The organism is Chitinophaga sp. 30R24 (genome assembly GCF_049056765.1).
Taxonomy (GTDB): Bacteria; Bacteroidota; Bacteroidia; order Chitinophagales; family Chitinophagaceae; genus Chitinophaga.
In genome coordinates this window covers 119,891-141,210 of sequence record NZ_JBJGXX010000010.1, presented here as the reverse complement: position 1 = coordinate 141,210, position 21,320 = coordinate 119,891, and the positions used below count along the sequence as shown (strand labels likewise).

Below are 21,320 nucleotides of genomic sequence, written 5' to 3'. Positions count from 1 at the left end.
TATATGCCTACTGGTTAGTATCAGGCAAAATTTATTTGAATAATTGCTGCTGGAACGTTGACAATCCTTTAGCTATAAAGCCGGGTATAAAAACAAGTATCGGGCATATTATAAAATAACTAAAGCTTCCATTTCCGGAAAGCTAATTGTACAGAAACAGGAATTTTACGGGTTCAAATTACATTAATTTCTTCAGGAACAAACGTTATTAATTTATAAATGTATGATAGCTATTGTATGCAACAAGCATAAAAAGCGCCAGACAACAATGTTCTGGCGCTTTTCAACTTTAAATTTGCACTATAATTTTTTTCTTCTGGACTTATTAAACATCAAGCCTTTCTCTACACCTTTACGCATCTCGGCCTGCTCTTCTGGCGGCAAAGCGTGCGTAGTCTGACAAGCTTCGCTGCAGCAACCGTTGTATTTGGCGGCACAGGATTCACATTGTATAAACAGGAGGTGGCAACCATCGTTCAGGCAGTTGGTATGCGTATCGCAAGGAGCGCCGCACTGATGGCATTGGCTGATAATATCATCGCTGATACGTTCTCCCAGGCGGTCGTCGAAAACAAAATTTTTGCCTTTGAACTTGATGGGCAGTCCTTGTTGTTTGGCTTTGTTGGTGTATTCAATAATACCTCCTTCCAGGTGGAATACATTTTTGAATCCATTATGCAACATATAAGCAGATGCCTTTTCACAGCGGATACCACCAGTACAGTACATAATGATGTTACGGTCTTTCTTGTCTGTCAGCATATCCACCACCATAGGCAGTTGGTCCCGGAAAGTATCTGAAGGTACTTCGATGGCGCCCTCAAAATGTCCTACTTCATACTCGTAATGATTGCGCATATCTACGATCACCGTATCTGGATCGTTAGTCATTTCATTAAATGCCGCTGCATTTACGTACCGGCCCCGGTTAGCCATATCAAAGGTAGGATCAGCGATGCCATCTGCCACTATTTTCTCCCTTACTTTGATCTTTAATACAAAGAAAGATTTACCGTCGTCATCTACAGCAATATTCAGGCGTATGCCATTCAGGAAATCAATCGTGTACAGCTGTTGCCTGAACGCCTCAAAATGATGCTCCGGAACACTTATCTGGGCATTAATACCTTCATGCGCCACATAAATGCGTCCAAATACGTCCAACTTAAATAAAGATTCGTACAATTGGTCGCGGAAAACCTGCGGGTCGGGAATTTTTGCGTACTGGTAGAAAGAAATCGTAACGCGTTTAAATACTTCTTGGGCCAGCCGTTGTTTTAATTCGGCGGCAGATACTCTATTGTGTAATGCCATTTTTGCTTGAAATTTTAAGGACACCTGCGTCGTGAACAAAACTTCAATCAACCCCTCTTTAATTGTAAAGAACAATTGATCAGGGGGCAAAGGTAATAAAATCCGGGTAATATGGTACTATCAGGAGGGGCAAATAATTGATTCTCTTTCTTTTGGCACAGGAACAGCTACTCTTTCTGCCACGATGCATTTAAGCTGGCCTTCACCAGTCATCACATATCCGGGCAGCTCAGGCAGCAACTTTCTCAAACTGCCGTCGCGGTACACAAAACGAGGTGCCGCCTGTGCTACTTCCGCTTCCCTGCCCCATTGATATAAAGTATTCAAGGAAAACCAGGCTATTGAACTGATAATGAATATATAACCAATAAAACCAGGGGTTCTGAGTTCTACTGCTCCGGGGAGATCATTCATCTCTGTAATGTAAGCTGCTGCTGCGAGGACAATACCTGACAAAAGCGCGTAGAGGGCTATCCTTTTCATAACTGATGATTCTATGATGACTATTCGACTGGTACTGCAATATGAGTATATGATACACAGCTCGGATCAAATCTACTAAAATATAAACGTATATTATACACAGATAGTTCATTAAAGAGCAAAAAAAATATTTATTTTTTTATAACTATTTGATAATTATTGTATATAACTTTGTAAATAAGCTACGCCCCCTATTGGCATCCTTTTTGAAAAAGGATCTTTTGAGAAGCAATATTGTTTAACCCAAAAATGTTATGTTATGAGTACTTACATTACTTACTTCATTTACGCAATTGTTGGTATTTGGATCTACAGGTTATTGGCTTATTTTTTCGACGAAAAGAAAGACATCAGAAGCCGTAAAAGGTCAGTGAAGTTATAACAAGAGAATGTGGTTAGCAACTAGCTACTGGCTGCTAACCACATATTTTATTTACTATTGAAGTTCATCATATTCCCGAGAATACCTCCAAAGCCTACACGAACGCCTATACGGGTGTTAGCTTTACTCTGGTAACCAGCTACCACATCTACCCGGATCACCTTCAGGATATTTTCCAATCCGCCAAAAACCTCTACATAATTATTATCCCTGTTCACATAAAAAGCATTGGCTCCTGCCACCAGATTCCATTTCAGCTTGTTGAGCAACGGTACCTTATTGGTGAGCAGCCCATTAAAATGATGCTCTGCATTCGCCGTTATATAAAAAGGAGCCGTTGTGCTATACTCATAATAAGGCGCCAGTTGAAAACTATTCAGGTACTTAATGTTATAAAAAGTTTGATTGCCATTAAAATGCTGGTAATCGGGTAATTGTACACTTCTGTTGTTCAGGAAACCTCCCAGGCGTACATGATAACGGAACTCACCAAACAATTTAAAATTCATGTTATCGGATGCAGAAAGATACCATTTGTCGAAATCCACAATACTGTTGGCGATATTGGGAATGCCTTTACTATAACCGATGTTAAAAGTGGGATATTTAGAACCAAAGGGAATTTTACGGTCTGGCAATGCTATAAATTGCTGCCCAGGCTGAAAGGCGAAGTCCACGTTCACCACCAGGGCCTGATGCTTGTCGAAAGGAATATCTGCCAGCTCATAAGGGTGATTAGGCAAGAACTGTTTATGCGCATTTTTGAAGATCACAAAGTCGGCCGTATTTTCTACCGGGCTACGACTTTCATAAATAACCCCTGCAAACAAACGGCTATTCGACTCAAAAATACGGCTATAAGCTAAATTACCAAACCAGCTCTCATACAGCTTCATATAATTTTCCTTCAGGAAAAGCGTATAAAACTCATTGGTAATATTGTCTATTGGATTATCCTTGTTAAACTGGGAGATACGCTTCCCTCCCGCTAATACCCAGTTGTTGTGGCCATAGCGGTTATTAATATGACTGCTATTACTAAAATCAATCCGCATATAGGCATTCAGGTGAGTATTGCTTAAGCCATAACGTACAAAGGGCGTTATTTGTAATTGCTGGTCTTCCCCCAGGTTCATATTCAACACTGGCTCCAATGCCAGCACCAATCCTTCAACGGTATTATATTTCAGGGATTTAACCAATCCCTTCATACTTAGCGTATGATAGGCAATGGCACTATCGCGCTGGAAATAATACTTATGACTGGCGCCACTCCATAATATATTCATTACCGTAACCGGATGTTGTTTTTGCTGTAATGCCAGCAAATGGTTACGTGAAACAGCAGTATCCCGTTCGGCCTGGGCAGCGCTGTCTTTTTCATGGTAATCCTTTATTTCATCCTGCTCTAACGGCACCGGACGCACGCTATCCCAATAGCCGCGCCGCTGCTTATCATATGCAGTATCATATTTCAAGAATATTCTATCAAAAAACTTAGGCGGCAAACCAGGATGAATATTATAACCGGAATATACATTAACGAAGGTACCGCCCAAAACGAAGCCAAACTTGTTGAAAGATATCTTCAACACCTGGTCTTTTACCCGCCATACATCGCTGGTTACCGGCACATGAGTTTGCCTGATTTCCAGTGTATCCATTAACTCCAACTGATAATCGCTGGTTAGGTAAAGGTCTGTACTATGAATACGCCAGCCGTTGTTAGTGATAAAAATATAGCCGCAAAAAAGAGGCTCGTGCTTACGGCGTGGGATCACCTTTATCTTATATACCGTACTGCCATCTTCTTCAAACGTTCCTTCCAGCTGGTAACGGTAATAAGACAACGCATTTTCTGCAATAGGGGAAATATATCCGCGGGGCCCCATCTGGGTGATCACAGCAGCAACATTATTGTCGTATAAACTGATAATAGCTGGAAAACTAAGCCCAAATCCGCCGCCACTCTTGCGGGAAGAAATTACTTCCAGTTTTATTTTGTCGGGTAAACGGGCAAATATTTTAGTGACCGATTCCGACAAAAAGACCATTCCTTTGCCGGTACTGTCTACACCCATTTCTTCCTTATCTATTTTCTGTCCCATAAACTTACCAGGTACCCCCTTCATACCAATATTGCCTTTGATATAAGACATACAGGTATACTCCTTTACCTGTTCCTGGTAGTAACGCCTTTTACGGATAGCCTGGCGGATAATCGCATAGGCGGGATCTTCGCCACTGGCCTTCACCACCACTTCCTTTATCTGCATATTTACTGGTTGCAGATGGAAATCGAGGGTTTGCACCGGTGCATTTACCAACAAAGATTGCTCTGTTTTTCGGAAGCCTATATATTGACATATAATGGTGTATTGACCCGGCGGAAGATCCAGGTGATATTGCCCGGTAGCATTGGCAGTAGTACCAGTAGTAGTGCCTTTAATAAACACAGAAGCGAAAGGAAGCGGCTGGTTGCTATCATCGGTTACACGACCTTGAATGATGTTAGCCTTACAGTAAACAACAATGAATAAAAGACTAATGGTGAACAAATATTTTAGCATACCTGCAAATGTAAATGCATGCCTTATATATAAAATATGACAATATATGATTTACAAGATTTTTAACAGCCTTGATAAGCAGCTATAGAAACAGGAAACAATAACTACGGGAGGTTTTCAGGCTGCGTTTTTGGGAGCGCGGATATAAGCTGCAGTAAGGGCAGCAAAACCCGCTACCAGCCCGCCAAGGAAGGCGCTTACTACTCCTATTAAAGGGGCACTTTTTATTTGCAGGATCATTTGACTCATACGGTTAGCTAACAAGTGATCATTTCTCACATCCATATAAAATGCCAGGATCAACCAGAGTACAAATACGCCTATAAAACCGCTGAAAAAAGATTTGCCGGGAGCCAATGGCAACAGCAACGTTACCAGGAATGCCACAACAGCAACACTCCACCAAGGCATTACCATGCCAACCACGTAGGCTACTATGAGAATCAGTAGAAAATGAGCAAAGGATTTCATAGTTGTAATATAAACAGAAAATTTCAAACTACCTGCTTATACGCCTATACGTCGCTTACTAACAGCGGCAACAGCTATATATCTTGCTGCGGCCGCTGTTGGCGATTATTATTTACTGGCGTCCAATGCCTGTTGAATATCTTCCAGGATATCCTTCACGTTTTCCAAGCCTACCGAAATACGTATAAGCCCTGGCGTGATACCTGATATTTCCCTTTCCTGCTCACTCAGTTTCGCATGGGTGGTACTGGCCGGATGCGACGCAATGCTACGGCTATCCCCTAGGTTGGCGGTAAGCGACAATAATTTCAGGGAATTGAGGAAACGTACACCTTGCTGCAAACCTCCCTTTAGCTCAAAGCATACGATACCGCCCCCACCGCTCATTTGCTTTTTAGCAATATTATATTGCGGATGACTAGGTAAGAAGGGATATTTCACCGACAACAGATGCGGATTATTTTCCAGGGCAGTAGCCAATGTGAGGGCGCTCGCTGAATGACGTTCCATCCTTACATATAGCGTTTCCAGACTTTTGCTCAATACCCAAGCATTAAACGGCGACATAGCCGGACCAGTGCTGCGGCAGAAAGTATAGATCTCCTTGATCAATTCTTTCTTACCTACCACTACGCCGCCAAGTACCCTACCCTGACCATCTATCCATTTAGTAGCGGAGTGAGTCACCAAGTCGGCCCCATATGCTATTGGGCGCTGTAATACCGGTGAAGCAAAACAATTATCTACGTTGAGGATTACATTATGTTTATGGGCGATATCTGCCAATAGCTGCAGATCTATGATCTCCAGACCCGGATTGGAGGGCGTTTCCACGAAGATCATGCGGGTATTAGGTTTTATCATGGCCTCAATACCTGCAGCAGTATCCGTCATATCGAAATAGGAAGTTTCAATGCCCCATTTAGGCAGGAACTTCGTAATCACCGTATGCGTAGACCCGAAGATAGCGCGGGCAGACAACAGGTGATCCCCTGTTTTCAACAGGGACATAAAGCCTGCAAAGACAGCGCTCATACCGGAGGCAGTAGCGAAGCCCGCCTCTGCTCCTTCAAGGGCGCACATTTTCTCTACAAACTCATCTACATTCGGGTTACTGAAACGGCTATATATGTTGAAGTCGGTTTCGTCTGCAAAAGTAGCGCGCATTTCTTCCGCGTTGTCGAAACAAAAGCTGGAAGTCAGGAACATCGGCGAAGAGTGTTCCATTTGATCTGTTTTGGGTATTGAAATTCTTACCGCATTGGTATCCGGTTGGTATTGATTACGCTCTTGGCTCATGGATATGATAATTACAACTTTTATGCATTCAGTTTCACTTCCCAGGTCAGTTGTGTATTGCCCTGACGCAGGGTTTCCGCTACAGAACAGTACTTATTCATAGACAGTTCTACGGCGCGCGCCGCCTTATCGGCGTCAATATTGCCTTTCAAGTGGAAAATAATATGGGCAGTTTCCCAGAGGGCGGGTTCCTTTCCTTTTTCCCTTTCAGCATCAATTTCTATACGAAAATCCGTTACTTCCTGGCGTTGTTTCTTCAGGATCATAAGCACATCAATAGCCGAACAGCCGCCCAACCCCATAATCAGCATCTGCATGGGCCTTACACCATTATTTTTACCGCCATTCTCCAAAGATGAGTCCATCAGTACTTTATGACCGCCTTCATCTACCGCTTCCATATTGAATCCGTCGTCTATTCTTTGTAATGCTATCTTCATGGTTATTACGTTTCTGTTAACAAAGATAACGGGTTTCGATCAAAGGTGCAAAGATGCCTGGAGCCTGGTATAGAAACAACATTTGCAATTTTTGATTCTGTTATTGTAGTTTTGCGCAAATTCAAAAAAGATTGTCGGCAAAGGTATTCCATAGCAAAGCAGCGTTCCGGCTGGAGTCCGGAGTAATATTACCCGAATTACACATCACCTACCACACATATGGCACCATGAATGCAGATGGCAGCAACGTGGTTTGGATATGTCATGCCTTAACTGCTAACAGTGATGTGGCCGACTGGTGGACTGGCTTGGTAGGCGCCGGCTGCGTTATAGATCCTGCACGGCATTTTATTGTATGCGCCAATATTCTGGGTTCCTGCTATGGCAGTAGCGGCCCGCATACTATCAATCCGGATACGGGCCAACCCTGGTACCAAAGCTTTCCGGCCATTACCATCCGGGATATGGTGCAGGTGCATATACTCCTCCGGCAACGCCTTCAGATCCCCCGCATTCATTTACTTATAGGTGGCTCTATGGGTGGCTACCAGGCATTGGAATGGTCGCTGGCGGAACCGGCGCTGATAAACCGGCTTTTCCTACTCTGTACCGGCGCCGCAGAAAGCGCCTGGGGCATTGCCATACATACTGCCCAACGCCTGGCCATTGAGGCAGATGATACCTGGCAAAACGATCAACCCAATGCCGGCGCAAAAGGCCTTAAAGCCGCCAGGGCTATCGGGATGCTTACTTATCGTAATTACCAGACCTTTGTACGCGCCCAATCGGATGAAGACAAGGAAAAAACCGATCATTTCCGTGCCTCTTCCTATATCAGTTACCAGGGCGACAAACTGGTGAAACGCTTTAATGCGCAATCTTACTGGCTGCTGACAAAAGCAATGGATAGCCATAACATTGCCCGGGGCCGGCATGAAAACATTACTGCTACCCTCTCGCATATCCAACAGCCTACTTTGCTGATCGGTATCAGCAGCGATATCTTATGCCCTCCCGAAGAGCAACAGTTCATGGCAGCACATCTTCCACAGGCTACTTATTGCGAAATTGATTCTTCCTACGGGCATGACGGATTCTTGATCGAATTTGAAAAAATTGGTAAGATCCTGGAAGCCTGGCTACACTAAACTTTTCTGTATAATAATACAAAGCAGTGGTTTTCAACCACTGCTTTTTTATTTTAAAAATAGTAACATTCCGGCCCCGGCAAAAGCTGCTTTTTTTAGGTATATTTAATTTAAACCTAATCTAAATTCATTAAACCCCTCCACTGTTTATGAAGAACATTGTTGCCAACGCCATTTTGGGCACCCTATTGCTTTTATTATCCCTTACCCCGGTAATTTCAGCGCAAACCACCCACACGATCAACGGTATGGTAAGAGACAAAAACAACGGTAATACCCTGCCTGGTGTTACCGTTAGCCTTAAAGGAGGCAATGCCGGCGCCATTACAGGTGGCGGTGGCATTTTTCAACTCCGGCTTACTCAACCTTTGCCAGTCACCCTTATTTTCTCCTATGTAGGTTACAAAACGGAAGAAAAGGTGATCAGCGACGCTACCGAAAGAGTACTGGTTTCCCTCAGCCCTGTGGAGATACTCGGACAGGAAGTAGTAGTAGCTGCCAGCCGTATACAGGAAAGTATCCTCGAGTCGCCGGTATCTATTGAGAAATTAGATGCCCGCGCCCTGAAAGCTTCTCCTGCTGCGTCTTTTTATGACGCGCTGAGTAACTTGAAAGGCGTGGAAATGAGCACCCAAAGCCTTACTTTCAAATCAGTAAATACCCGTGGATTCAACAGTAACGGCAATACCCGTGTATTGCAACTGAATGATGGCATGGACAATCAGGCACCCGGCCTTAACTTCGCTGTTGGCAATATGGTGGGTGTTCCCGAACTGGACCTCGACAACGTAGAACTGATCCCTGGCGCCGCATCGGCCTTATATGGCCCCAATGCCCTGAATGGTATTGTACTGATGACTAGCAAAAATCCGTTCGAACACCAGGGCCTCAGCGCCCAAGTGAAATCCGGCGTACTGAACGACGGTGGACGTACCTCCGCCACCACTCCATTCTACGATATATCGGTACGCTATGCCCATGCCTTCAGCAAAAAAATAGCATTTAAATTCAATATTGGTTACCTCCAAGCCAAAGATTGGCAAGCCTACGACCACCGCGACCAGAGCCTGGCCAACGGACATACTTTACAAAATGGCACCCGTGCCAACAATGAAGGATATAATGGCGTGAATATCTACGGAGACGAACATACGGAGAATATGTACACAGGTCTTAAAACCGCCTTAACTCCACAAATGGCACAGCTATCGGCCCTACTGGGAGGCGCCCTCACACCAGACCAATTGTACAATGCCCTGATGCCTCCCCAGAACATGTCGGATATTACCCGCACCGGCTACAACGAAGCAGACGTGATCGACTATACCACCAAGAACCTGAAATTAAATGCTGCCCTGCACTACCGTATCAACAACCAGCTGGAAGCGTTGATACAAGGCAGTTATGGTTCCGGTACTACTGTATATACCGGTGCCGACCGCTACTCGCTTAAAAATTTCAACATGGGGCAATATAAAATAGAACTAAAAAGCCCCGACTTTTACGTACGGCTGTACACTACTCAGGAAAGGTCTGGCGACAGCTATGCGGCCGGCACCCTGGCTTCCGGCATCAATGAAGCCTGGAAAACAAGCCAGCAATGGTACCAGGAATATTTTGGCACCTATGCCACTGCAGCCGGTGCTATTTTCCAACAAGCCCTGATGGCCAATATTGCCCAGGGACCGCAAAAAGCGCTGGAAGCAGCACAGGCAGCAGTAACCGCTAAACAAGGAGACCTTTTCAATGCCGCCCGGACACAAGCCGATCAAGGCCGTCTACTCCCCGGCACCCCTGCCTTTGATGCCGCCGCCAATAAAGTAAAGAACAAAGCCATTCCAGGTGACGCCAGCGGCGTAGGCGCCAAGTTCACGGATAAAACAAACCTCTACCAGGCCGAATTCATGTACGATTTCCACAAACTAATCCATTTTGCCGAAGTATTGGTAGGCGGCAACTACCGCCGCTATGCACTCAACTCAGAAAAAACATTGTTCGCCCTCGACGACCATAACAAGGAATTCCTTATCAATGAATACGGTGGCTATGTACAATTGATGAAGAAATTGATCGATGATCACCTAAAACTCACCGGCTCCCTGCGCTACGATAAAAATATGAACTTCAAAGGCCAGTTCAGCCCACGCTTATCGGCCGTATATACTTTCCTGGGTACGCAAAATATCCGCGCATCTTACCAAACCGGATTCCGTATCCCGAACAACCAAGATCAATACATAGATCTCGTTACACCACAAGCCCACCTGATCGGCGGCTTACCGTTCTTGCGTGAACGTTATGGCCTCAACAAAGGCCCCGTATTTTCGCTGCAATCTGTACAGGCCAACAACCCTACCCAATATGTTTTTCATGACTTCCTGCCGGAACAGATACAAGCTTATGAAATCGGTTATAAGTCGCTGGTGGCAAAAAAATTGCTGATAGATGCCTATGTGTATAAAAACGATTTTAAAAACATGAATGGTACCCAGATATTGGTACAACCTACCAATGATCCTTCTAAAACAAATATTTTCTCAATACCGGTTAGCGCACAAGAAAAGGTAAAGTCATGGGGATGGGCTATAGGAGTAGATTATAGCTTACCGCTTCATTTCACCGCCGGCGGCAATATTTCCTATAATGAATTGCTCAATGCAAAAGACCTTGGCAGCTTCCTGGCTATGTACAACACCCCAAAGGTGCGCTATAATCTTAACTTCGGAAACCGGAATATTGCCAACTCCAATATTGCATTTAACTTTATCTGGAAATGGCAACAGTCCTTTGTATGGCAGTCTGCCTTCGTTGGCCCTAATGTGAACGCCGCTGCTTTAAGTGAAATACCCACCTATGGCACCCTGGATGCCATGGCCAGCAAATTCTTCCCCAAAGCAAAAACTACGGTAAAATTGGGGGGAATAAATATACTCAACAAAAAATATACTCAGTCGTGGGGTAACCCTACAGTAGGTACGCAATGGTATGCGTCGCTGGGATATAACCTGTAATAATGTTTTTCTTAAAGCCCGCGATGTGCTGATGTAACCAGCTATATACGTGAACGTTAGGATAACGGAGGTAACAAAAAAAGACCGGATTACTCCGGTCTTTTTTTGTTGTAACCTTCATGGTTAATTCACGAAGTATTTTTAAACGTTGAAGCGGAAGTGCATTACATCTCCATCCGCTACTACATATTCCTTTCCTTCTATACGTAAACGGCCGTTGTCGCGGGCAGCTGCTTCTGAACCATACTTAACGTAGTCGTCATAGGCAATTACCTCGGCTTTAATGAAGCCTTTTTCAAAGTCGGTGTGGATCACACTGGCAGCCTGTGGCGCTTTCCAGCCTTTATGAATAGTCCAGGCACGTACTTCCTGCACGCCGGCAGTAAAGTAGGTGATGAGATCTAACAGGTTGTAAGCAGAACGGATCAGGCGGTTCAGACCTGGTTCTGTGAGACCATATTCACTGAGGAACAGTTCTTTATCTGCCGGATCTTCCATTTCGGAGATTTGGGCTTCAATAGAATTATTCATGATGATCACTTGTGCGTTTTCTGCCTTTACCGCTTCCTGGAGGGCAGCAGAAAATTTATTACCGGTATGGATAGACGCTTCATCTACGTTGGCCACGTATAAAACGGGTTTTTCTGTAAGCAGGAACAGGTCGGCGATCGCTATGCGGTCTTCCTTGCTAAGGCCCAGCTCACGAATATTGCGGCCTTTTTCCAGGTGCTCCTGGCATTTCTTCAGGATCTCGAATTCAGCTTTGGCTTTGGCATCACCACCGGTTTTAGCCATTTTCTCGGTACGGGCTACTTTACGTTCCACGCTTTCGAGGTCTTTCAGCTGTAACTCAGTATCAATGATTTCTTTATCGCCAACAGGATGGATAGCCCCTTCTTCCCGGAGGATATTTTCATCTTCAAAACAGCGGATCACATGTACAATCGCATCCACTTCACGGATATTGGCCAGGAACTTATTTCCCAGACCTTCTCCCTTACTGGCACCTTTTACCAGGCCGGCGATATCTACAAACTCGATGGTAGTAGGTACAATCCGTTCTGGTTTCACCAGTTCCTCCAGTTTATACATACGTTCGTCTGGTACATCCACCTGACCTACGTTAGGTTCTATGGTACAGAAGCGGTAGTTGCTGGCCTGCGCCTTAGCGCTGTTGCTCACCGCGTTAAATAATGTCGATTTTCCTACGTTGGGCAATCCTACAATTCCAACTTGCAAAGCCATTTTTTAAAATTTGCGCAAAGATAGGTTTATTTTAGTTTATTTGTTGATTCAATTAAACCAATAATCTAATGGCGTTAAACTACGTATGGCTGGGGTTTTTTCTTATCGCATTTGTGGTCGCACTATTCAAGTCGGTAGTTTTAGGTGATACGGCTGTATTCGGAGATATCATGAACGGTATGTTTGCCAGCGCCAAAACCGGCGCCGAAATATCTCTGGGGCTGGCCGGCATTATGACACTGTGGCTGGGTATTATGCGGATCGGTGAAGTGGCCGGTATGATCAACCGCTTCTCACGGTTGGTGAACCCCTTCTTTTCCAAATTATTCCCGGAGGTGCCAAAAGGGCATCCGGCGATGGGATCAATGATGATGAACCTGTCTGCTTCCATGCTGGGACTGGATAATGCCGCTACCCCTTTAGGACTTAAAGCCATGAAGGAATTACAGGAGATCAATCCCCACCCGGAAGCGGCGAGCAATCCGCAGATCATGTTCCTGGTGCTAAATACAGCCGGCGTAGTACTGATTCCTACTTCCGTTATCGCCATCCGTCTTTCTGCCGGGGCTGCTAACCCGGCGGATATTTTCATCCCTACCCTGCTATCTACTTTTGTGGCCTTTATTATGGGCATGTTTACAGTAGCTATTTACCAAAAGATCAACCTGTTTAAGTTGCCGGTACTGGTATTTTTATTGGTATTCGCGGGCATCATGACCGGTTTATGGTTTTGGGTGCACAGTTTACCGCCAGCTGAGATAGGTCCGAAAACAGCCTCCCTGGGCGGCGCAATTATATTTACCATAGTGATCATTTTCCTAACCGCAGGTATGATAAAAAAGATAAATGTATATGATGCTTTTATAGAGGGTGCTAAAGAAGGATTCCAGGTGTCTGTACGGATCATTCCTTACCTGGTAGGCATGCTGGTGGCGATCAGTGTATTTCGCTCTACTGGCTGTCTTGATTACATTACCAACGTTATCGGCGCTTTTTTTGCCTGGCTGGGCATAAATACGGATTTCGTACCGGCCTTACCCGTAGCCTTTATGAAACCCCTGAGCGGCGGTGGTGCCCGGGCGCTGATGGTAGATATCCTGAAAACACATGGTGTGGATTCATTTGTAGGTAAGCTCGCCAGCATCATCCAGGGCACTACCGAAACTACCTTTTATGTACTGGCGGTATACTTTGGATCTGTAAACATAAAACATACCCGTTACGCATTAGCGGCAGGACTCATTGCCGATTTCTTCGGGATGCTTTGCGCTATCTTATTGGGATACTTGTTCTTCCATTAAATAACACTATTTTAGGAGCCGGTAGGCCTATAACTGCCGGCTCTTAAAAACCAGGTACATTGATCCGTTTATTCACATTCCGTACAAAATCGTCTGCGTCGGAAGGACTGATCAGCCACTTTGTGGTTTCTGATTCAATGAGTACCAGATTCTCCCTGTTGGTACACCAGCGCTGGTACTTACCAATTTCGCTGGAATGGTAAGTGCCCAGGTAACCGAAAATACCACCAAAAGCCAGTAAGCGGGAGCTATTCCCCAGGTCTTCTTCCGTGATGCTCTTTAACCTGATTACTTCTCCCAGTTCAATGGTAATGCTCATAAAAGGGCGACGGATCAATATCGCCGTTTCCGTAACAAAATAATATCGGGGACTCAAACACCAGGCTACCAGAATTACCGGTATCATGACAAACAAAAGTACAGTAGTACTAATTGCATCATGGGTAATATCCGTCATTTGCCTGCATAAAAAAACGAGCGTAAGAATGATGATCAGGTTGGTAACAATCTTTGAATTATCATCCAGGACAGCAGCATATCGCATAAATTCCTCTCCTTTGTTTACCGTTAAGATAAAAAAAATATTAATATGCAAAGTTATCTATCTGATTTTTATCGGATATGTAGGGTTAACCACGCTATCTGCCCTCTTTTTCTCTATCCTCGAAAAGTACAATTACATATTAATTGGTAAAATAACCCGTCTTTTTACTAAAAAACAGGCAAAACGTTGATTCAAAACCATTGCTTTTAAACAAATCATCATACTGATTTACAACAATATAAAAAGCACAACGAATCCATTACTTTAAATAGATAATCCACTGCTGCTTACCTGTTGTAAAAAAATGAGCCAAAACCACTTTAAGCAATTTAATAAACATTGTATTCTTAAATAATAATAATCAACTAATTACTAATTCATTTCTTGATTACCTGATAGAGATCTTTACGTAAATCCTTCAACGTTTGCACACTTCCAAAAGCATGTAATTCCTTTAACAATACCAGGTCTACATCCGCAATAACTACCATTTCTGTATTGGGAGTTGATTCTGCTTTCACTCCGGTTACCGGAAAGGCAAAGTCGGAAGGCGTAAATACACAAGATTGTGCATATTGCAAATCCATGTTATTCACTTTAGGCAGGTTACCAATACACCCCGCAATGGCTACATAGCATTCATTCTCTATCGCACGGGCCTGGGCACAAAAACGTACCCGGTTATACGCATTCTGCGTATCGGTCATAAAAGGCACGAACAATATTTGCATCCCCTGTTCTGCCAGTATCCGGGAAGGCTCTGGAAATTCCACATCGTAACAAATCTGGATACCTATTTTACCACAATCCGTATCAAACACCTGGATCTCATCTCCTCCTTTAATACCCCAGGAAGATACTTCACCAGGCGTGGGATGTATTTTGATGTACTGTTCATAGCTGCCATCCCGGCGACATAAGTAAGAAACATTGTACAATGTTTCATCAATGATGATCGGCATACTGCCTGCAATAATATTTACATTGTAGGATACCGCGTACTGCTGAATAACCTCCCTGAGCTGATCAGTATATTTTGCCACGCCCCGGATGGCGCCCGCAGGGTCCATCTGGTTAAACTCCTTCATCAGGGGCGAATTAAACAGTTCCGGGAACACCACAAAATCGGAGCCGTAGTCGCTAACAGCATCCACAAAATATTCTACCTGTTGCAAGAACCCGGCTATATCACCGTAGTCCCGCATCAACCATTGTACCAGCCCTATCCGTACAGTAGACTTGTTATAGCGGATAGTATCCTGGTCCCTCTCATAATAAATATTGAACCATTGCAACAAAGTGGCAAACCCTTTGGAGGCTTCGTCGTTGGGCAGATAGTTCTTTAATATCTTCTTGACAGTGAAATCATTAGAAAACTGAAAAGTCAGCGTAGGATCATAAATCTCCTTATCTTGTACTTTCTCAATATAATCCCTCGGTGTCATATTGTCTGCATACTTCTCATAGTTGGGAATACGCCCACCGGCCACAATCCCTTCCAGGTTCAGTTGCTCGCAAAGCACTTTCCGGGCATCATACAACCTACGCGCCAATCGCTTGCCCCGGTACTCCGGATGCACAAATACTTCAATTCCATAAAGCACATCTCCTTTGGGGTTATGAGTACTGAAAGTATAATAGCCGGTAATCTGCTCATAAGTATGATTATCACCAAACTTGTCGTAATCTACGATAATAGACAACGCGCAGCCCACTACCTTACCGTTAACGGCAACGGCTATCTGCCCTTCAGGAAATAAATTGATCAACCGCTGGATAGTAGGCTCCCGCCAATAGCTTCCTGCCATATCTGCATAGGCGGATACCATGGATTCTTTCAAATCCAGGTAATCTTCGATGGTTAACTGCCTGATTTCTACTGTATCTGACATACGATGGATTTACACCTTTAATATAATAATAGGTCCGGAGCTTTTCCGGGATGCCTATGCATTATAAACAGAATTTTTTAATTAATTTGCGGTACTATTCACCTACGACACATCGTATTTTAACCATTCCTCCCAAAAACCCGGACACTTTTTTAATCAAAGCCGGATGCCTTCATTACAATACTACAACGTAAGCAGTCGTCCTGTTTCAAAATAATACTATTGTTTACCACTACACCACTGATCCGGAACAGAGACATCGTTATCATAGGACTGCAGCAATGGTATACCGCCATCGGCAGTAACTGCAAAAATATTGCCCGGGAGTTTGCCAGGCATAACCGGGTGCTATATGTTAATGCCCCTCTCGACCGCCGCACCGTATTACAAGCCAAAACAGACCCTCAAGTGCAATACCACCTGCAAGTGATAACAGGTAAGGAAAAAGCCATTGTGGAAGTGGCGCCCAATATCTGGAATTTTTACCCCCCTACAATACTGGAATCCATTAACTGGATTCCTGCTACCACCGTTTTCTCCTGGTTCAACAAATGGAACAACCGCCGTTTTTCCAACAGTATAGCAACAGCTATCCAGGAAATGGGATTCCAGGAGGTGATCCTGTTTAACGACAACGATATATTCAGGGGGTACCACCTCAAAGAACTGCTGCAACCTGCCAGCTATGTATATTACAGCCGCGACTACCTATTGGGAGTAGATTACTGGAAAAAACACGGGCAAACACTGGAGCCCCGGCATATCGCCAAAGCGGATGTGGCAGTGGCCAACTCCCTCTACCTTACAGGCATATTACAGCAATATAACCCCCAGAGCTTCTATGTAGGACAAGGCTGCGATCTCCAACTTTTTGATGCCAGCCTGCAACACAAAAGACCGGCTGGTCTCCCCACACAACAAGGTCCCCTGATCGGCTATGTAGGAGCGCTTAACACATTGCGGCTCGACATTAATATACTGGAAAAAGTGGCATTGGAACGGCCAGACTGGCAACTGGTACTGGTTGGCCCGGAAGATGAAGCGTTTAAGGCCTCCCGGCTGCACCAGTTACCCAATGTACACTTCACCGGCAAAAAGGAGCTGCAACAACTGCCTGCCTACATCCAGGCCTTTGATGTATGCCTCAACCCACAGGTGATAAACGAAGTAACCGCTGGCAACTACCCGCTCAAGATTGATGAGTACCTGGCCATGGGAAAACCGGTAGTAGCTACTGCTACCCAAGCGATGCAACTGTTTGAAACGCATGTATATCTCAGCAAAAATGCTGCGGATTATATTCCATTAATCGCCCGGGCATTGGAAGAAAATTCCCCTGCACTGGCAGCCGAACGTATCCGCTTTGCCAGCACCCATACCTGGGAAAATTCCGTGAACGCCATTTATCAAGCCATCCTTACCTCTTCTGGTCAACATGAATCTGAAAAATAATATCAAACAAAATCCCCGCCTGAAACAACTGGCGCTATACCTGTTAATGCCCCGCCATCAGGCCAGACCCCGTACCTGGGTACGTTGGTTCATCAACCCTTTCCGTCATAAAAAAGGCAAGGGCGCCCTCATACGGCGACGCACCCGCATAGATGTACTACCATTTCAACCGTTTAACCTAGGGAGTTATTCTACTATTGAAGACTTTGCCACCATTAATAATGGAATGGGCGCAGTGGTAATTGGCAATCATGTAAGGGTAGGCATTGGCAATGTGGTGATTGGGCCTGTTACTATTGGTCACCATGTGATCCTGGCGCAAAACGTGGTGCTCTCCGGATTAAACCACGGCTATACCGACCCCGTTATACCTATTGCCTTACAGCCCTGCACTATTGCTCCTATACAAATCGACGACGACTGCTGGATTGGCGCCAACAGCGTTATCACTGCAGGCGTACATATAGGCAAGCACTCCGTGGTGGCGGGAGGCAGCGTGGTCACCAAAAACGTGCCCCCCTATAGTGTAGTTGCCGGTAACCCGGCGAAAGTGATCCGCCGGTACCAGGAAAGCACTGGCGTCTGGGAAAAGGTTTAACGCCACACTTTTACAAACCGCTTGATACGCTTGAACTGCTTGTTTTCTACCCGCAGGAAATAAATCCCGTTGGGCAGGTCCCGCACGTCAATATCCGTTTGCATCGTATTGCTGAAGGTATATACGGATTCCCACACCTGACGCCCGAGCAAATCGTATATCCGTACATCAACAGTATTATCGCCTTCCAGCACAACCGTGAGCCGGGCAGTAGTAGTAATCGGATTAGGCGACACCGCAATGGAGTCATTTACATGATCGGCCGACTCCGGCAATACAACAACTGTAAAGGAAGCAGTGCCAATCACTTGTTTATCGTCTGTAACCGTTAACCTGAAAATATAAACGCCAGGCACTTCCAATTTGGTGATCAATGTTTTCTGCGCTGCCGGTGTCGCTATAAAAGCATTGGCGGCACCGGATACCTGTTCCCACTGGTAATGCACAATCGTGCCATCGGGATCATAAGAAGCCGATCCATCGGCAGTAATATACGACGTTGGTAACTGTACTTGGGTATCTGCAGTAACTATTGCTACCGGCGCAGTATTGCCCGGTACAGGCCTTACTATAACGTTTACAGTAGCCGTCCCTATAGCACCTTCATTATCTGTAACGGTGAGCATAAACGTATAAGTACCTGTCTGCAAAGCGCTTACCTGGGTAACGGCGGCATTGGGAGCCGATAAAATACCGCCGTCTGGCCCTGCCGTCTTTTTCCACTCCCACATTACGATGCTGCCATCTGGATCTTTGGAAGCGCTGCCATCCAGTTGCGCAGTGCTTTGTGGCAACTGTACAATAATATCCGCACCGGCATTGGCTACCGGCGGAGCGCCCGCAACAGCATTCTTTACTTCAAAAGCACCTACATCATAGGTACCTAACAAGGGCCTCGCAGTACTATCATAATCTGTGGCTAGTCCAAAATCACTCATATCCCGACCTGTATTCACTGCCGGCGAACCCGCCAGTAAATGGAAATTACTATTGGCCGAATCAACCAACCCGGCAGCCTTGGCAGTCGGGTAACATAAGTTGCTACTATAAGTAAGTTTAATCGGTTGGGCGCCTTTTATATACATCCCTGTTCCGGGATAGTCGTAGAGGGTCCCTTTTTCTACCATCAGGTTATTATAAACCTGGTGGCCCAGGGTAGTAAGATAAGCAAATACCTTGATGGCATTTTTCCCGCTGTCGGTAGCTACAATGGTATTGTTATAAATATAGGCCGTGGGTGGCGGGAAGAGAGCTGGCGTAGTATTATCCGGCACCTTGTCGGATACATTGATCCCTTCATAATAAATATTGGAGATCACGTTGTTATATACTTCATTTACCCCGGAACCAAAAATAGTGATGCCAGGCATAAAACCAGTTTGCACAAAGTTGTTATATATCTTCATGCTGCAGCCGGAGCCAATCAGAATACCATACCCCTGGGCCTCATTTTTAGACATCCCGTAATTTACCAACCGGTTGTTGAACACGCGGTTATCGCCATTTTTAGCCATAGCGATCTGGATACCGTCTGCACCTATATTCTCCAGGTCGTTGTCGTATACCCACAAATTTTCTATCCAATGGGAACGCAGGTTGGTACAGGTGTCGTCGTTCCAGAAATAATGGGTATTCCCAATATAAAAGCCTTCTCCGTCGGAATTCCTGCATTTAATATGGTGCAGTTTCACATTCTTCATCACAAAAGCATCTTCCAGATATTCGGGGTGCGCACAGGTTTGCAGGGTTTTAGCCTGTAACAGGATGTTCCCATCGTGTATATAAATATTATGTACATCGAAATCAGAACTACCTACGCCCAGGGTCATCCCAAAAATCTTTAACCCATTAATATTAGTGCCGTTAAGGTCAAAGCCATATTCATAATTTTTATCGCCACTACCACTGATCTCAACATACCGGCAAGTGGGCACATTAAAAACCGCTGCAGTGCCCTGGTTCTTGATCCCCAACTTTACCTGCCCGCCGCAGTTCATAATCACAATGGGTTTGCTGGAAGTTCCCAGCAGATTGCCCAGGTGAACATATTCATATTCCCCGGCCGGAATGCACAGCGTATCTCCCGGCTTCACATTAAAAGTGGTCATGGCATCGGGATAATATATTTCTGCACGGCCATTTGCCGTATTGCTCATGGTAACAGTGATGCGTTTGCCAGGCTGATTCACCGGCGGAGAAGGCTGTACTGAGCTATCTTTTGAGTATTGCAGCATCCATTCATACATATTCATACCGTTTTCCCGGTAATTAGGATCATAAGCCTGCGTCCAGGCATCATGGCCGGAAGCGTTAAAGATCGTAAGCCTGGCTGGCGGGTTAGGCGCGGGATTGATGGCATTGATATCGCTCACCCAGTCGATAGAATAAGCTGGCGGCACATTGGGATCTATCTGGTTATGAAATGCCCAAACAGGTGTATTGTTGCCTGCTACAACAGCAGCCAGGCTGGCAGTAGGCGGGTAATATCCACATACAATAGCAGCGGCAGCAAATGCTTTTGCAGCTACTCTGTTTTCACAAAGAGCACCCCAGGCCTCCCCGCCACCCATACTAAGCCCGGTAAGGTAAATGCGGTTAGTATCAATATCATATTTACTTAACAGGTAGTCTTTAAATTTGATAGCATCGCTGGAACCAGGCCAGGTATTGAACTGTGGGCATATAACGATAAAAGAATACTGTTTGCTGTTCACTGTAAAACTGGCAGGAAAAACGCCGGCGTTGATCTTCTGAGGAAGCCCATTCCTTAATACCCCGGAGAGTGGGGAACCCGAACTTACCAGTTCTCCCTGGCCATGAAAAAAAAGGATCAATGGATATTTTTTACCCGCACCTGCCACATACCCGGCGGGGAGATACTCATAAAAACCCTTAATATTACTAATGGAGGGATCGTTAAAGCTTTTAGGCGTCATCGTTTGGCAGATACCTGCTAAAGACCAAAGCAGCCATATGGATAAGATTATATTCACCTTAACCAGGCGATAGACATGGGGATTTTCTCTCAAGCGCAGACGGTTAATCATATAAACTATATGGTTGGGAAGTTTTTAAAAGTCTATGTTCATAATATCCACTTAAAGATTACTTTAATAGCAATGGACGTGCAATACAAAGAAAATCATTTTTTTCCAACACATAATGAAAAA

General features: G+C 44.9%; 16 protein-coding genes. 6 read left to right on the top strand and 10 right to left on the bottom strand.

Annotated elements, in window-relative coordinates; translation table 11 throughout:
• Window positions 1-300 precede the first annotated feature (300 nt).
• Window positions 301-1,314 carry a rhodanese-related sulfurtransferase gene (locus tag ACDQ55_RS17945; protein WP_420982850.1) on the bottom strand — a complete coding sequence of 338 codons (1,014 nt, stop codon included), beginning with the start codon at window positions 1,312-1,314 and terminating at the stop codon, window positions 301-303.
• Window positions 1,315-1,434: 120 nt separating this feature from the next.
• Window positions 1,435-1,797, bottom strand: a complete 363-nt coding sequence (locus ACDQ55_RS17940; RefSeq protein ID WP_420982849.1) for a hypothetical protein — start codon at window positions 1,795-1,797, stop codon at window positions 1,435-1,437.
• 259 nt (window positions 1,798-2,056) lie between these two features.
• Here ACDQ55_RS17940 and ACDQ55_RS17935 point away from each other — a divergent pair, with 259 nt between their 5' ends.
• On the top strand, window positions 2,057-2,179 hold the full coding sequence (locus ACDQ55_RS17935; RefSeq protein ID WP_420982848.1) for a hypothetical protein: 123 nt from the start codon (window positions 2,057-2,059) through the stop codon (window positions 2,177-2,179).
• Between the two features lie 47 nt (window positions 2,180-2,226).
• Here the strand turns inward: ACDQ55_RS17935 and ACDQ55_RS17930 are convergent, their stop codons facing one another.
• The 4 genes from ACDQ55_RS17930 to ACDQ55_RS17915 all read right to left on the bottom strand — a co-directional run bounded on the left by ACDQ55_RS17930 (window position 2,227) and on the right by ACDQ55_RS17915 (window position 6,959).
• A complete protein-coding gene (locus ACDQ55_RS17930) occupies window positions 2,227-4,749 on the bottom strand; it encodes a DUF5686 family protein (protein ID WP_420982847.1) in 2,523 nt (840 codons plus the stop codon).
• Window positions 4,750-4,866: 117 nt separating this feature from the next.
• A complete protein-coding gene (locus ACDQ55_RS17925) occupies window positions 4,867-5,220 on the bottom strand; it encodes a hypothetical protein (protein WP_420982846.1) in 354 nt (117 codons plus the stop codon).
• Between the two features lie 108 nt (window positions 5,221-5,328).
• Window positions 5,329-6,519, bottom strand: coding sequence for an O-succinylhomoserine sulfhydrylase (locus ACDQ55_RS17920; protein WP_420982845.1), 1,191 nt, complete (start codon window positions 6,517-6,519; stop codon window positions 5,329-5,331).
• Window positions 6,520-6,539: 20 nt separating this feature from the next.
• Window positions 6,540-6,959 (bottom strand): OsmC family protein, encoded by a 420-nt coding sequence (locus ACDQ55_RS17915; RefSeq protein WP_420982844.1) that lies wholly within the window; start codon window positions 6,957-6,959, stop codon window positions 6,540-6,542.
• A 131-nt stretch (window positions 6,960-7,090) separates the two neighbouring features.
• Here ACDQ55_RS17915 and metX point away from each other — a divergent pair, with 131 nt between their 5' ends.
• Together metX and ACDQ55_RS17905 are read left to right on the top strand one after the other, a co-directional pair.
• A complete protein-coding gene (metX, locus tag ACDQ55_RS17910; protein ID WP_420982843.1) occupies window positions 7,091-8,107 on the top strand; it encodes a homoserine O-acetyltransferase MetX in 1,017 nt (338 codons plus the stop codon).
• Window positions 8,108-8,256: 149 nt separating this feature from the next.
• A complete protein-coding gene (locus ACDQ55_RS17905) occupies window positions 8,257-11,118 on the top strand; it encodes a TonB-dependent receptor (RefSeq protein ID WP_420982842.1) in 2,862 nt (953 codons plus the stop codon).
• 141 nt (window positions 11,119-11,259) lie between these two features.
• On the opposite strand, the gene ychF is transcribed toward ACDQ55_RS17905, so the two are convergent.
• Window positions 11,260-12,363 (bottom strand): redox-regulated ATPase YchF, encoded by a 1,104-nt coding sequence (gene ychF, locus ACDQ55_RS17900; protein WP_420982841.1) that lies wholly within the window; start codon window positions 12,361-12,363, stop codon window positions 11,260-11,262.
• A 68-nt stretch (window positions 12,364-12,431) separates the two neighbouring features.
• On the opposite strand from ychF, the gene ACDQ55_RS17895 reads away from it, so the two are divergent.
• Window positions 12,432-13,664 (top strand): nucleoside recognition domain-containing protein, encoded by a 1,233-nt coding sequence (locus ACDQ55_RS17895; RefSeq protein WP_420982839.1) that lies wholly within the window; start codon window positions 12,432-12,434, stop codon window positions 13,662-13,664.
• A 43-nt stretch (window positions 13,665-13,707) separates the two neighbouring features.
• On the opposite strand, the gene ACDQ55_RS17890 is transcribed toward ACDQ55_RS17895, so the two are convergent.
• On the bottom strand, window positions 13,708-14,208 hold the full coding sequence (locus ACDQ55_RS17890; protein ID WP_420982838.1) for a PH domain-containing protein: 501 nt from the start codon (window positions 14,206-14,208) through the stop codon (window positions 13,708-13,710).
• Window positions 14,209-14,585: 377 nt separating this feature from the next.
• Entirely contained in the window at window positions 14,586-16,100 is a 1,515-nt protein-coding gene (locus ACDQ55_RS17885; RefSeq protein WP_420982836.1) for a GNAT family N-acetyltransferase, read from the bottom strand.
• 222 nt (window positions 16,101-16,322) lie between these two features.
• Here ACDQ55_RS17885 and ACDQ55_RS17880 point away from each other — a divergent pair, with 222 nt between their 5' ends.
• On the top strand, window positions 16,323-17,552 hold the full coding sequence (locus tag ACDQ55_RS17880; protein ID WP_420982834.1) for a glycosyltransferase: 1,230 nt from the start codon (window positions 16,323-16,325) through the stop codon (window positions 17,550-17,552).
• The gene (locus tag ACDQ55_RS17875) at window positions 17,536-18,150 is read left to right on the top strand and encodes an acyltransferase (protein ID WP_420982833.1); all 615 of its coding nucleotides are present in this window, start codon (window positions 17,536-17,538) and stop codon (window positions 18,148-18,150) included. The genes ACDQ55_RS17880 and ACDQ55_RS17875 overlap by 17 nt, the downstream gene beginning before the upstream one ends.
• Here ACDQ55_RS17875 and ACDQ55_RS17870 read toward each other — a convergent pair.
• Window positions 18,147-21,179, bottom strand: a complete 3,033-nt coding sequence (locus ACDQ55_RS17870; RefSeq protein ID WP_420982831.1) for a PKD domain-containing protein — start codon at window positions 21,177-21,179, stop codon at window positions 18,147-18,149. The genes ACDQ55_RS17875 and ACDQ55_RS17870 overlap by 4 nt on opposite strands.
• Window positions 21,180-21,320: the final 141 nt, after the last annotated feature.